Raw genomic sequence first — 210 nt, forward strand, 5'->3', positions numbered from 1 at the left:
GCGCGCCTTCCTTCGCAAACACCTGCCGAACTGAAAAGCTGAGAAACTGGATGACGAACGTACAACAAAAGAGTGTTTCTCGAACCGGAACCCGGATCGACAGCAAGCTTGCTCGGGAACTTGCGCTGCGCCTTACGTCGTGGCGGAGCGAAACCGGCACGTCGGGCGAAGCCAAGTTCGCCGATCAGTTGCACGGACTTCTGAGCGAGC

Source organism: Mesorhizobium sp. (genome assembly GCF_005063415.1).
Classification (GTDB): domain Bacteria; phylum Pseudomonadota; class Alphaproteobacteria; order Rhizobiales; family Rhizobiaceae; genus Mesorhizobium.